The sequence below is a fragment of the Burkholderia sp. GbtcB21 genome, from assembly GCF_019091065.1.
GTDB classification, from domain to species: Bacteria; Pseudomonadota; Gammaproteobacteria; order Burkholderiales; family Burkholderiaceae; genus Burkholderia; species Burkholderia pyrrocinia_C.
The window spans coordinates 15778-29065 of record NZ_JAGXKA010000014.1 but is presented as its reverse complement, the minus strand read 5'-3'; the positions used below and the strand labels follow the sequence as shown (position 1 = coordinate 29065).

10 protein-coding genes are annotated in these 13288 nt (G+C 68.0%); all 10 read right to left on the bottom strand.

Annotated features, from left to right (window positions below):
- Positions 1–44 precede the first annotated feature (44 nt).
- Positions 45–665 carry an ANTAR domain-containing response regulator gene (locus tag KVT39_RS26740; protein WP_034179942.1) on the bottom strand — a complete coding sequence of 207 codons (621 nt, stop codon included), beginning with the start codon at positions 663–665 and terminating at the stop codon, positions 45–47.
- Positions 662–1837 (bottom strand): transporter substrate-binding domain-containing protein, encoded by a 1176-nt coding sequence (locus KVT39_RS26735; protein ID WP_217590597.1) that lies wholly within the window; start codon positions 1835–1837, stop codon positions 662–664. The genes KVT39_RS26740 and KVT39_RS26735 overlap by 4 nt, the downstream gene beginning before the upstream one ends.
- 79 nt (positions 1838–1916) lie before the next feature.
- Positions 1917–3200, bottom strand: coding sequence for an amidase (locus KVT39_RS26730; RefSeq protein ID WP_034179944.1), 1284 nt, complete (start codon positions 3198–3200; stop codon positions 1917–1919).
- A 16-nt stretch (positions 3201–3216) separates the two neighbouring features.
- A complete protein-coding gene (locus KVT39_RS26725) occupies positions 3217–3924 on the bottom strand; it encodes an ABC transporter ATP-binding protein (protein ID WP_034179945.1) in 708 nt (235 codons plus the stop codon).
- On the bottom strand, positions 3921–5771 hold the full coding sequence (locus KVT39_RS26720; RefSeq protein ID WP_217590596.1) for an ATP-binding cassette domain-containing protein: 1851 nt from the start codon (positions 5769–5771) through the stop codon (positions 3921–3923). Before KVT39_RS26720 ends, KVT39_RS26725 begins: the two co-directional genes overlap by 4 nt.
- Complete coding sequence (locus KVT39_RS26715; protein ID WP_105390827.1) at positions 5764–6597, bottom strand: branched-chain amino acid ABC transporter permease; 834 nt, start codon at positions 6595–6597, stop codon at positions 5764–5766. Before KVT39_RS26715 ends, KVT39_RS26720 begins: the two co-directional genes overlap by 8 nt.
- Before the next feature lie 61 nt (positions 6598–6658).
- Positions 6659–7813 (bottom strand): substrate-binding protein, encoded by a 1155-nt coding sequence (locus tag KVT39_RS26710; protein WP_034179948.1) that lies wholly within the window; start codon positions 7811–7813, stop codon positions 6659–6661.
- A gap of 82 nt (positions 7814–7895) precedes the next feature.
- On the bottom strand, positions 7896–8795 hold the full coding sequence (locus KVT39_RS26705) for a nitrilase family protein (RefSeq protein ID WP_034179949.1): 900 nt from the start codon (positions 8793–8795) through the stop codon (positions 7896–7898).
- A gap of 272 nt (positions 8796–9067) precedes the next feature.
- Positions 9068–11485: an NAD(P)/FAD-dependent oxidoreductase gene (locus KVT39_RS26700; protein ID WP_217590595.1), complete on the bottom strand. Its 2418-nt coding sequence runs from the start codon at positions 11483–11485 to the stop codon at positions 9068–9070.
- A gap of 144 nt (positions 11486–11629) precedes the next feature.
- Complete coding sequence (locus tag KVT39_RS26695; protein WP_161785052.1) at positions 11630–13267, bottom strand: hypothetical protein; 1638 nt, start codon at positions 13265–13267, stop codon at positions 11630–11632.
- Positions 13268–13288: the final 21 nt, after the last annotated feature.

The following is a 13288-nucleotide window of genomic DNA, read 5'->3' as shown; positions in this document are numbered from 1 at the left end:
GGGCGCGCGAACGCTCGCCGTACGCGATTCACTGCTGCTTTCAATCAGGATCGGGCGGGTTTGTCGAGGCCGAGTTTTTCCATCGCCTCGTGTGCATCGATCACCATCGTCGCGACTTCGCCGACCGTCACGCGCAGGCGGGTCGCGCGCGAGCGGATATGTTCGTACGCGTCGTTTTCGCTCAGCTGGTGCGATTCGATCAGGATGCGCATCGCGCGCTCGATGTGGCGGCGCGCCTTGATTGCGTCCTCGAGCTTGCCGATCTTGCTCTGCAGCCGCTGCTGATAGCCGGACGACGCTCGCGCGAGCACCAGTGTGCTCAGGATGCCCGTCGAGCGATAGGGCTTGGTGATGACGCCGTGCGCCTGCGTATCGACGAGGATCTTCAGCACGGTCGGATTTTCATAGTCCGACAGCGCGATCAGCGTCGCCCGCGTATCGGCCGCGCACCAGTTGCCCGCGCGGCGCGTCTCCGGTCCGACCAGGAAGAACACCGCGTCGGCATCGTCGGGCAACTGCGCGGGAAACGGCCACAGCACCGTCACCGGGCAACCGATCCGGCCCAGTTGCTCGACCAGCACGTTGCGGTCCTCGCCGGGCGGATGAATCACCAGCACGCGCAACGTGCGCAGATCGTCGAACAGCCGGTGCGCCCACGTGGTCATGGCCGTTCTCCATCGAGCCAGAACTCGGCGAATCCGTACGACACGAGGTACGGATCGGGCTTGACGGGCCCGCTTCCCTCCCAAACGATGTCGAACGCGCCGTCGGGCCGGCACACGGCGATGCGCGGCGTGAGGATCGCGTGATTGTTGTCCCGGTCGATGCGCAGCACGCCTTCGGGCGAATCGAATTCGACGTCGTGCACCGCGTCGACCAGCTTCGCCGTGTCGAGACTGCGCGTGCGCGCCAGCGCGAGCGCGAACAGGCGGACCTGGTTGTACGCCATCTCCGACCACATGCTCGCGGGCTGCTCGCCGAAGCGCGCGTGCCACGATTCCAGAAAGCGCCGGTTGCCGTCGAGATCGAGCGTATTCAGGTAGCTGGCCGACACGATATGGTGGCCGCACAGTTCCGGGCCGATCATGCGCGTCTCGCCCTCGGTCATGGTCAGGCTCGCGATCGGCACCCGCGCGGGATCGATGCCGTACTCGCGGTACAACTGGTAGAACGCGCGCGCGCTGCGGCCGATCAGCGTCGAGAACACGACGTCCGGCGGCGCCGCGCGAATCTGGCGGACCACCTCCGCGAGCGCTTCCGGATCGGCGTCGTTCGGCAGGTAGATCTCGTCGACGATTTCGCCGCCGTGCTGCTCGACCATGTCGCGCATGATGCGGTTCGATTCGCGCGGGTAAATGTAGTCGGCGCCCACCAGGAAGAAACGCCGCCCGCGGTTGCGCAGCAGATAGGCCGCCAGCTGCATGCTGTTCTGGTTCGGCACCGCACCCGTATAGATCACGTTCGGCGAATATTCGAAGCCCTCGTAGATCGAGCAATACCAGAGCAGCGCATTGTTGCGCTCGATGACGGGCAGCACCGCCTTGCGGCTCGACGACGTCGAGCAGCCGAAGATGACCGTGACGTCGTCGTCCTGGATCAGGCGCGACGCCAGCCGGCGGTACTCGTCCGGATCGCTGCGCGGATCGTAGACCACCGGGTCGAGCAGGCGTCCGTCGACGCCACCCGCCGCGTTGATTTCCTCGATCGCGAGCACGGTGCCGAAAAAGTGCTCGGATTCGGTCGCCGCCGTCACGCCCGTGCGCGAATACAGCACGCCGATGCGCCATCCGGCATCCGTGCCCGACTGTCCCGACGACTGCTGCGACTTCGCCTGCATGTCGTTTCCTCCAGTGTCCGTGCCCACCGTGCCGGGCCCGCGCCGTGACTGCCCGCGCGAGCCTTCGGCACGCGCTTGCTTACGTGACGGCGATCGCCTGCTCGACGAACCGCGCCGCCGCGAGGCAGCGCAGGTCGTCGCCGCGCGGGCCGATCACCTGCACGCCGATCGGCGCGCCGCGTGCGCCGCGCAGGCCGGGCACGTTCACGCATGGCGTGCCGAGCAGGGTCCAGTTCCGGTTGAATGCCGGATCGCCGGTCGATGCGAGACCGTCCGGCGCCTCGTCGGGCGCGCTGGGCGTCAGCAGCGCGCTCAATCCGTCGAACCAGCCGCCGAGTGCGTCGCGCGCGGCCGCGAGTTCGGCACAGGCGGCAAGATAGTTCGCCGTGTCCACCTGCGATGCACGCTCGAGAAACGTCGCGAGCATCGGCGTCAACGCGCCGCGATGTCGATCGTACTCGAAACCCAGCGTCCGGTATGCCTCGTAACGCTGAATCGTCTCGTGCGCATCGGTCATGCGCGCCATCCACGGCGCGAAGCGCACGCGGCGCACGCGACCGCCCGCCCGCTCGATCGCGCGGATCGCCGTGTCGAGCACCGCGCACGCATTGTCCGACGGCTGCGTCCACGGCCACGACTCGGGCACGCCGAACACGGGACTGTCGAGCGGCGCCGCGGCGACGGTCCGCGGATCGCGCGCGGCCAGGACGGCGCCCAGGTACGCGACGTCGCGCACCGTCGCCGCGAACAGGCCGACGGTGTCGGCCGTCCACGAGAAGCTCTTCATGCCGGCGGTCGGCAGCATCGCGACGGTCGGCTTGTAGCCGGCGATCCCGCAGAACGACGCGGGGCGGATCGTCGAGCCGCCCGTCTGCGAGCCGATCGCGAACGGCGCGTAGCCCGCGGCGACCGCCGCCGCCGATCCCGACGACGAGCCGCCCGCGGTACGGCCCGGATCGCACGGATTGCGCGTGACCGTCGGCGCCATGTACGCAAACTCGCTCGTCACGCTCTTCGCGAACACGACACCGCCCGCGCGCCGCAGCATCGTGACGATGGCCGCGTCGGCGGCCGGCCGGTGCTGCGCATAGATCGGCGAACCGTAGCAAGTCGGCAACGCCTGCGTGTCGAAGATGTCCTTGACGACGACGGGCAATCCGCCCAGCGGCCCGTCCGCCGCGCCGGCCGCCGCCAGCGCGGCCTCCCGCGACGCCACCGCGGTCAGCGCGCGGACCGACGCCTCGACTGCGTCGATCCGCGCGAACGCGTCGTGCATCGCGCGACCGCGCTCGCCATGCGCACCATCGATTCGCGCCAGCATCTGCAGCGCGGAGCGCGGGCGATAAAAACCGGTTTCGTGCATGTGGCCGTCCTCCCGGCTAGACCTGCAGGTGCGCGAAGACCGACGCGGCAGCCGACGGCGCCTTCGCATCGCCGTCGTCGATCAGCGCGCCCTGCTTCAGCACCGCATAGCGATCGGCGACCTTCAGCGCGAACGGCACGTTCTGCTCGATCAGCAGCAAGGTCGTGCCGCGGCGCTCGCGCTCCCACAGCAATACGTCGGCGAGCCGGTCGATCACCGACGGCTGCAGGCCCTCGGTGATTTCGTCGAGCAGGATCGTCGACGGTCGCATCATCAGCGCGCGCGCCACCAGCAGCATTTTCTGCTCGCCGCCGGACAGCGTCCCCGCATACTGCTTCAGCCGGCTCGCGAATACCGGAAACACCGGTTCGATCTCGGCGAAACGTTCGTCGAACGTCGACGCCTGCGCCAGCCCGAGCCGCAGGTTGTCGCGCACGCTCAGGTCGTGGAACAGCGCGTGCTCCTGCGGCGCATAGGCGATCCCCGCACGCGCGATCCGGTGCGGCGGCAGCCGCGTGATGTCCGCGCCGTGCGCATGGATCGAGCCGCCCGTCTTGGGCAGGTAGCCCATGATGGTCTTCAGCAGCGTCGTCTTGCCCATGCCGTTCTTGCCGAGCAGCGCCACCGCCTCGCCGGCGGCGACGCGCATCGTCAGGCCACGCAGCACGATCGCATCGCGATAGCCGCTCGTGACCGCGTTCACGTCGAGCGCAATCCCGCTCATGGTGCCTCCTGTTGCGCGGCCGCGGCGCCGCCCTGCGCGCTGCCGGAATAAATGGTCCGGACCAGTTCCGACGCCACCACGTCGGCGAAGCTGCCCTGCATCACGATCCTGCCTTGATGCAGCACGACGATGCGGGTCGCGACTTCCGCGACAAAATCCAGGTCGTGCTCGACGAGCAGGCAGCACAGCCCGTACCGGTGCGCGAGCGCCGCGAGCACGTTGCCGATCTGCGTGCGCTCGACCTTGGTCAGTCCCGCCGTCGGCTCGTCGAGCAGCACGATGCGCGGCTCCAGCGCGAGCACCATCGCCAGTTCGAGCGCCTGCTGCTCGCCGTGCGACAGATCCTTCGCGACGGCGTCGAGCTTGCGGTCGAGGCGCGTCGCCCGGATCACCTCCAGCGCGTACGGCGGCAGCGCGAGCGTCGTCGCGGAACGCATCAGAGACGGTCGCTCGACGATGGTGCCGGCGATGCGCAGGCATTCGGCCACGGTGAGGCTGTCGAACACGTTGGCGTTCTGGAACTTCCGGCCGAGGCCGAGCCGCACGCAGCGCTCCGGCGGCATCCGGCCGATCTCCGTGCCGCCGAGCGCGACCGCGCCCGACGAGCGCTCGGCGCCGTCGCTCATGCAGCGCATCAGCGTCGTCTTGCCCGCGCCGTTCGGGCCGATCAGGCCGACGAGCTCGCCGCCGGTCGCCTGCAGGTCGATGCCCTGCAATACCTTGAGACTGCCGAAATGCCGCTCGACCGCGCGCATGTCGAGGGCGGGCAAGGCGCAGGCCGTGGCTTCGCGTGCGCGTACCGGCCGCTCCACGAGCACCGGCAACGGCCGCCCGCTCGCGATGAAGCGGCGCACCGGCCTCGCGAGCAGCGGCACGAGGCCCTTCGGCAGCAGCACGATCACGACGACGAACGCGGCGCCGAGAATCAACTGCCATGCGAACGGCATGCTCCCGCTCAGGTAGGCCGTCGCGACGTTGATCAGCAGCGAACCGAGCACGGGCCCCCACAACGTGCCGCGCCCCCCGAGCGCGACCCACACGACGAGTTGCGTCCCGAGCAGGAAACCGGACAGCTCGGGCGCGACCACGCCGCTGAACGCGCCGTAGCCGAACCCGGCCAGCCCGGCGATCATCGCGGTCGCGATCAGCAGCACGATCTTGACGACCGACGTATTGATGCCGAGATACGCGCAGCGCGCCTCGTTGTCGCGGATCGCGACCAGCAGGCGGCCGCCGTCGCTGCGCACGAACACCCAGGCCAGCACCGCGACGGCCAGCAGCGCCGCACCGGCGATCCCGTACCACTGCGCGAGCGACAGGTCGAAGGTCTCGAAGCCGGTCAGCCCGGAGCTCGAGCCGGTCCATTCGCCGCCCGACAGCAGCGACTGCGTCAGCACGATCGGCAGCACCAGCGACATCACGGTCGCGAAGAACGGCGACGCGCCGCGATAGAACGACAGCCAGCCGAGCACCGCGGCGACGGCCGCCGTCGCGGCGAGCGCCGCGCCGATCGCGAGCATCGCGTGCGGTACCGAAAAACCGCCATGCGTGAACACGAGCCCGGCCGCGTATGCGCCGATGCCGAAGAACGCCGACTGGCCGAAGGTCAGGTAGCCGGTATAGCCCCACAACAGGTCGACCGTCACCACGACGATCGAAAAGAAAAACGCCTGGATCAGGACGTTCAGCAAATACGAACCGAACACGAACGGACCGGCGACCAGCAGCGCGGCCGCCACGGCGACCATGATCGCGAGATCTCGCCACGCCTGCGCACGCGGCGCACGCGCGGCCTGCGCCGCCGAATCGGCGTGATGCGGCTCGAACGAGGCGTCGACCTTAGCCATGAGCGAACCCCCGCGGACGGATGCGCAGCGTCAGTGCCGCGAGCACCGCGATCGTCAGGCCGCCCAGCACCGGGCTGACGAACGTGCTGACGAGCACCTGGCATGCGCCGAACACGACGCACGTGACGAGCAGGCTCGCCATCGAATGCCCCGAGACCATCACCAGCATGAACGCGCTGACGATCCACCCGACGCCCATGTCGGGATCGACGCTCGACAGCGGCGTGATCAGCGCGCCGGCGAGCGAGCCGAGCGCCGCGCCGAGGGCGAACGTGATGAAGCGGATGCGGCCCGAATGAATCCCGAGCCCGCGTGCGAGGTCTTCGTTCATGATGACCGCCCGCGTCTTCACGCCGAAGCGCGTGCCCGACAGCAGCAGCGTCAATCCCGCGCAGAGCCCGAGCGCGATCGGCACCAGCACCAGCCGGTAGGCCGAGTATTCCGTGCCCGCGATCGACACCGCGCCCTTCATCGAGGTTTCGACGAACTGCACTTCACGGCCGAACACCATCACGATGATTTGCCCGATCACGATGCCGAGCCCCCAGGTGGCCAGAATCGCGTCGAGCGGCCGTTTGTACAACGGCCGGACGATGATCCATTCGACCGCCATGCCGACCACCGTACCCACCGCGATCGCAAGCGGCACGCTCACCCACGGATCGAGGCCCAGCCGCGTCACGACGAAGCTCGCGTAGGCGCCCAGCGTGAGCAGCGCGCCATGCGCGAAGTTCACGATCTGCATCACGCCGAAGATCACCATCAGGCCGACGGTCACGATGAACAGCACGGCCGCCGTCGTACAGATGTCCAATGCCAGTCCCATGTCTCTCTCCCGGTTCAGGTCCGGTTCGCCGCCGGCGAACCCGTGTGCGCCGCGATGCGCCCTACTTGAGCTTCGGGCACTGCATGCCGGGGTCGACGTCGGTGAACGTCTGCAGCACCTTCACCGAGCCGTCCGGCTGAATCTGCCCGAGGCGCATCGCGAGCGGCACGTGACGGCTGCGGTTCATCGCAACCGTCCCGCGCGGCCCGTCGAACGACACCTCGCCGAGCGCTTTCACGACCTTCGACGAATCGGTCGACCCGGCCTTCTCGACCGCCGCCTTGTAAAGGAAGAACGCTTCGTACTGCGGCTCGGACAACTCGTTCGGCGTCTTCACGTCCTTGCCGAACTTGCCGTCGAGCGCCGCGATGAACTTGCGGTTCTGCGGCGAATCGATGCCGGTGAGGTAGGACGCCGTCATGAACACGCCGGTCGCGACGTCGCCCATGCCCTTGGCCGTGCCTTCGTCGATCGCGAGGTTGCCGTACGGCAGCGTGAGGCCCGAGCTCTTGAGCTGCTTCGCGAGCGCGACGTTCGGCGCGCCACCCGCCGTGGCGCTGATCAGCGCATCGGGTTTCGCCGCGCGGATCTTCGAGAGCACCGGCGTCCAGTCGGTGCCGTCGATCGGCAGGTAGGTCTCGCCGATCACCTTCCCGCCGTGCTGTTCGATGTACTGCTTCGTGAAGTCGAGCATGCCGCGGCCGAACGCGTAGTCGTTGCCGACCAGGTAGAACGTCTTCGCGCCGCGGCGCTTGTTGAAGTAATCGACGATCGGCGCGACCACCTGTTCGGGCACCCAGCCGTTCACGTACATCCACGGGCTGCACGAGCGGCCTTCGTAGAACGACGTGTAGATGAACGGCTTCTTGCCGCGTGCGACGATCGGCAGGGCCGCGTTGCGTGCGGCGCTCGTTTCCATCGAGATGATCGCGTCGACGTTCTTCTGGAACACCAGCGTGTCGTACGCCTTCTGCGCGCCCACCGCGCCTGAGCCGTCGTCGGCGATCACGAGTTCGACCGGACGCCCGAGAATGCCGCCCGCCGCGTTGATCTCGGCCACGGCCAGTTGCGACGACTGCACGACGGCCGGCGCGACGACGCTGTTGGCGCCCGACAGCCCGACCGCGACGCCGATCCGGATGGGCTCGGCCGCCGATGCGGCCATCGATGCCGCGACGATGAAGGCGGCGGCGATTGTCTTGTTCAACGACCTCATGATGCTTCCTTGTAGTGGTGGTGAGTCGCGGCGCATCGGGGGTGAATGACGCCAGGTGAGGCACGGGGAACGGGCGCCGCGGTCATGGCGGCGACACCGGCCAGCCGGTGCCGAGCATCGGGTCGTAGATATCCGCGCGCCGGTCGCGCAACACGTGGTTGCGCGCATTCAGCGCGCGTCCGGCACGCGTGCGGGCCACGTCGATCGTCCCGTAGACGATCTCCTCGCGATCGACGCTGGCCGGGCCTGCGACCGGCCAGCCATCGCCGCCGACGATCAGGCTCTGGCCGATGAACGGCTGGCCGCGCTCGATGCCGACCCGATCCGCGCACGCGATCGCGACACCGTTGCTGTGCGCGGCGGCCATCGTCAACGTGGTCGCCATGCCCGGACGGTCGTCGGGCTGCGACGGCATCGGCACCCAGTTGGTCGGCACGCAGACGAGATCGGCGCCCTGCATCGCGGCCAGTCGAAACGTCTCCGGAAACCACACGTCGTAGCAGATCGCCATCGCAATGCGTCCGAGCGGCGTGTCGAACACCGGCACACCGCGGTCGCCCGGCTCGAAAAAGCGCTTTTCGTTGTCCCACAGGTGCAGTTTCCGGTACACGCCGAGATACCCGCCGGGCCCCACGAACAGCGCCGAGTTGTAGAGCCGCGCGCCATCGCGTTCGGCGATGCCGCTCACGATGTGGACATTCAGCCGCCGCGCGATCGCTTCGAACGCCCGCGCGGTCGGGCCATCGGGCACGGGCTCCGCGAGCGCCAGCGCCTCGTCGCGATCCTCGAACACGTAGCCGCTGTTGGCCAGCTCGGGCAGCACGATCAGCGCCGCGCCGTTGCGTGCGGCTGTCTCGATCCGCTCGAGCGCAACTGCGAGGTTGTACTGCGCCGCGCCGATCCGAGGCTCCATCTGCACGCAGGCGATCACGAATGCACGCGCGTGCGCCGCATCCGCTTTCGCAGGGCCGTATTCCGCCATCTGTCGTTTCTCCCGAAAAACAAAAAGCCCCCGGACCGGCGTCGTGCGACGCAAGTTCGGGGGCTTCGTAGCCGTCCATATGTGGCGCGGCAACATTGCCGCGGAGGCGCCGTCGAGCATGGCGCCTCAGTCCGGCCGAATATATGAAGCCATTTTGGACGTGTCAAGCGATTCCTCCGTCGTCGTTGCGGATTCATGCCACCCCGCTTTTCGACGCACTTTTCGCGTGCGGCCGCGACGTCTGCCGGCCCGTCGCGGCCGCCCCGGCGCGACTACAGGATCTGCTGATCCAGCGGCGGGTTCTTGGGCAACGTGCCGCCGCGGTGCTTCACCATGCTCTGCACCGCGTTGATCGCCGCCGCGAGCGGACCGCTCGCGAAGCCGGCCTCGGCCGTCACCTTCTCGTTGATGAAATGCAGCCCGCTCGACTTCAGCGTGTTGGCGTACAGCGTGCGCGTATTGTCGAGATCGTTCGGCGCGTCCATCTTGAATGCGCCGCCCTGGGTCGGCACCTCGGTCCAGTGCGTGTAATGACTGCGCGCTTCCCAGTGCTTGTCGATCAGGTTCGCGAGATTGAGCAGCTTCCGGCCGTCCTCGGGTTCGGCGCGCTTCGCCGATTCACGCAGCGTGCCGAGCAGGTTCTCGATCTGCTCTTTCTTCGTCTTGCCCTCGACCTTCTTCGCGTTGTCGCCGAGCGTGTAGCTCAGGTAGATCACCGCGTTGGCGCCTTCCTTCGGGGGGGCGTGCAGATACAGTTGCTGGAACTCCGCGGTGGACTGCAGGTTCTTCGGCAATTCCTCCGGATGGAACTCGTCGGCCGGCACGGTCATCGTCATCTTGGTCGCGCCGACGATGTTGACGCTGTCCAGCGCCACGGCGAGTTCCGCCGGGACGAGGCTGCCCTCGCCCTGCTTCGTCAGGCCCAGTTGCGTCGCAATCTTCGGGCTCGCCGCGAAAAAGACTTCGTCGTACGTTTCGCTCTTCGTTTCGCCGTTTTCCTGCCACGACACGCGGTATTCATCCTTGCCGGTCTTTTCGTTGGTCGTCTTTTCGACGTCCGTGGCCGGCGCATTCAACCGGATCGCACCCTGATCCGCGAGCGACTTGCGGCCGGGCGGCAGCCCGTCGGTGTCCGCGATCACGCGCTTGAGAGGCTCGTCTGCGCCGTCCACCAGCAATTGGTGGTTTTCGAGCCGTTCGTCGACGAGGAAACGCATTTCCTCCAGAAAGCCCGTGTTGAAGTAGCCCTTGTAGCCGCCGACGCCGATGCCGTCCGCGCCGAAGGTTTCCCAGTGCTTGTCGTCCCAGTGAATGCCGTTTTCCTTCAGCAGATGCTCGACGCCCTCCTTGAACGTGAACGGATCGAACCGGTTCTTCGCGGCCTCGCACAACTCGCGAAATTTCGCCGTATCGCCCGCGTCCCGCGCGTCGCGTATCGGCTGCGTTAGCGATCCCATCGCCTTGAGGAAGTCCGATCTCACCTGCCTCGACACCGGGTTGGCCGGCTCCTTGCCCGGCTCCACCTTGCGCACGCTGTCCTCGAGCAGCAGCAGCGCACCGACCTGGCTCGGGTTCGTGAAATCGATATGCCTGAGTTCGTAGTGTTCCGCGAAGCTCCAGTAGAAGTTGCCGTGCGTCGTGTGAAAACGCATGCCGCCGGGGTGCGTGGCCGTCGGGCTCTGGGTGCCGTCTTCGAGCTGGCGACGATGCGTCGCGAGGCGGCCGCCGATGTGATCTTCCGCCTCGAGCACCGTCGACGTCACGCCGATGCGGTTCAGGCTGTCGGCCGCCATGATCCCCGCCGGGCCCGCGCCGATCACGCACACCCGGAGCTTTTCCGCGACGTCCTTCGGCAGGGTTCCGACCTTGCGGCCGTTGTCCCAGTAGAAGCCCTTGTAGTCGTACATGTGATCGAGCGGCAACGTCATGCGCATGTCGGCATCGCGTGCGCGGACCGTGCCGCGATGCGTTTCGTCGGTGGCCGTCCGCCCGAACGACTCTTCCAGGGCCGTGCGCGCCGGCGCGCCGCAGGCGGCCAGCAGGCGCTCCGCATCCGCGGTCGGCATGTGGGCCGCCGTGTGTTCGAGCCACGTCGCGACGTTCGGCTTGCCGGCGAGCCGCTTGTTCCCGGCGCCGACCGTGTCGAGCACGTCGCTTTTCTCGCGCTCGGACAGTGCGTGCCAGTGCAGCGTCAGTTCGCGGCGCATCTGCTTGACCTCCGGCGCCGACGTCAAGGTCGAGAGCGTGGTCAGGTTGGTCGTCATCGCTTCCAGCAGCTTGGCGCGATTGTCTGCGGACGGCCATTTGCCCGCCGCCTGCGAGAAGTAGTGGCCGAGCGACTGCGGTGTGAGCGGCGGGATGTCGCGCCCTTGGGACGACAGCTGTTCGCGTGTCGGCCGCGCCCTGTTCTTGGACGATTCGGCGCCCAAGCTGAAGGCCGCCGTATCCACGCGGCTCGACGGCCAGCCACTGGGCGTGTCGACACGCGAACGCTTGGTGGCGGCCTCGAGTTCGGTGGTCGACGCACGCGGGCTGCCCTGCGTCGGGATCGCACTGCGGCGCGTCACGCCCGTGACTTCGGGCAGCGTCGAACTCGACGGGCCGACGGGCGACGACGGCGATGCCGGACGCTCGAGCGTCGCGTGTTCCGCGCTGTCGGAGGTGTGAACGTGAGGATTGACCGATTCCATTTCGACGTTTCCTTTCGGGTTGCAGAAGGGGATTGAGACAACGATGGGGTGAAACGGGCCGTGCCGGATGCGTGACGGCCCGAATCGGGGGTCCCGGCACACCGCGACGCTCGGGCCGCGATGCTCCGGGCGACGACGGCGACGTCAGGACGCGTCGCCCGTCGACGTTCGCCGCGGCGACTCCGCCGGCGGCAGTGCTCGCGACACGTCGGCGGGCGACGACGACGCCGGCGCGGGCAACGCACCCGATACGACCGGCTCACTGCCGTGTTCGCTGCCGCTGTGTTCGTCGACTTCCTCGATGCGCGACGACACGTCGTCCTCGTCATGGGCCAGCGCGGGCCTTCTCGATATCAGCGCGTCGCAGGTCTGGATCAGCGTGCCGAACGCCTCGGTCGCAAGGAACTCCATGATCATCAGCGCACCGGGCACCGCCAGCGCCGAACGCGGCGAGATCCGGCCTTTCGGCAGATTGGCGTTGTCGGGATCCTGTTCGATCAGGTGCGAGGTCAGCACGAGCGCGATCGCGATGACGAAGCCCGCATGCGCCGGCACGCCCGCCAGTCGGACGAACCTTTCCGTCCAGAGCGTCTTGATGCCCTGCCCCATGGCGCGCGCGGCGTCGCTGCCCGATTCGAGCAGGCTCTTGTTGTGGTTCGCGAGTCTCGCTTCGAGCCGGTCGAGCGGTTGATGCGCGATCAGTTCGCCATGCGTCGGCACCTCGATGCCTTTTTCCCGCATCGCATCGCCCGATTGCCGCAACCGGCCGAGCGCCGACTTCACCGCGCCGCCCACGGCGCTCAGCGCGCTTTCGAGCGTCTCCGCGCCAAAGAACGTCGCAGCGTCGGCATACACGTCGTTCAATACCGTCAGTTGCTGGTCGAGCGAACCGCCCGTATGCATCGCATGCAATACGGGCACGATCGTAACCGTCGCGCGCACCAGTTGACGCTCCATCTCGGCCCGCATGCCCGGCGGCAAGGCTTCTTCCGCATACCGGTTGTAGCGGCGCTGCACGGAAGGCGGCAATCCGGTCGTCTCCAGCGGCGGGATGTAGTGCGCCTCGAGGCCTTCGCGCGCACCGGTCGTGTTGGTCGTCGTGAACATGACCGTCGCACCGATCGGCAAACCGGTGGCCGGCGACGGCACGTGCTTGCCCACGTATGTGCCGGCAAGCGACAGTGCGACGAGGTAACCCGAACGCCCGACGAGCGGGGCCGCCATCTCCGCGATGGACATCTTCAGGAAGCCGCGCAGCGCCTTCTCGTCCGTCACGCCATGCCGTTCGTACAGCGGCGCGCGTTCGAGCAGGCTTCGCAGCACGTCGTCGGGCATGCGGTCGGCGTGCTTGCCGTACAGCACGTGTGCGGTCGTGGCCGCGATCCTGACATGCCCGGCCGGTACGCCCGAGCCGCCGAGCGCCGCCAGCCTGTGTTCGCATGTCGCGCGCCCGACTTCGGCATCGATGTCGCGCGGCACCGGCATGCGCCGCAGGCGCAGGGTCGTGACGGGTTCGTGGCCGGAAGCGGCGGCCGGGCCGGTGCGCGCGGCCGGCAACCTCGCCGAGTGATGGGCCATCGACGTCGACTCCGGCCGGGACGTCGTCGCATCCTCCCGAGTACGTTCGGTTTCCTCGGGCAGTTCACCGGTCGCTTCGTGTTGCGCAATCGTGGAGGGTTCCATAGGTATCCTGATAGATCGGTTTTCAGTCGACGAGGCGAATGCCGCACGCGCCACGGGGAGGCGCTCGCGCGCCGGCGACCAGGCGTGGCCGGCATCCACGGCACGGCGTCGTTCCCGATA

Bases quoted from the DNA above. Each gene is read 5' to 3' on its own strand.
- KVT39_RS26740 (WP_034179942.1), bottom strand. From the start codon at position 665: ATGACCACGTGGGCGCACCGGCTGTTCGACGATCTGCGCACGTTGCGC.
- KVT39_RS26735 (WP_217590597.1), bottom strand. From the start codon at position 1,837: ATGCAGGCGAAGTCGCAGCAGTCGTCGGGACAGTCGGGCACGGATGCC.
- KVT39_RS26730 (WP_034179944.1), bottom strand. From the start codon at position 3,200: ATGCACGAAACCGGTTTTTATCGCCCGCGCTCCGCGCTGCAGATGCTG.
- KVT39_RS26725 (WP_034179945.1), bottom strand. From the start codon at position 3,924: ATGAGCGGGATTGCGCTCGACGTGAACGCGGTCACGAGCGGCTATCGC.
- KVT39_RS26720 (WP_217590596.1), bottom strand. From the start codon at position 5,771: ATGGCTAAGGTCGACGCCTCGTTCGAGCCGCATCACGCCGATTCGGCG.
- KVT39_RS26715 (WP_105390827.1), bottom strand. From the start codon at position 6,597: ATGGGACTGGCATTGGACATCTGTACGACGGCGGCCGTGCTGTTCATC.
- KVT39_RS26710 (WP_034179948.1), bottom strand. From the start codon at position 7,813: ATGAGGTCGTTGAACAAGACAATCGCCGCCGCCTTCATCGTCGCGGCA.
- KVT39_RS26705 (WP_034179949.1), bottom strand. From the start codon at position 8,795: ATGGCGGAATACGGCCCTGCGAAAGCGGATGCGGCGCACGCGCGTGCA.
- KVT39_RS26700 (WP_217590595.1), bottom strand. From the start codon at position 11,485: ATGGAATCGGTCAATCCTCACGTTCACACCTCCGACAGCGCGGAACAC.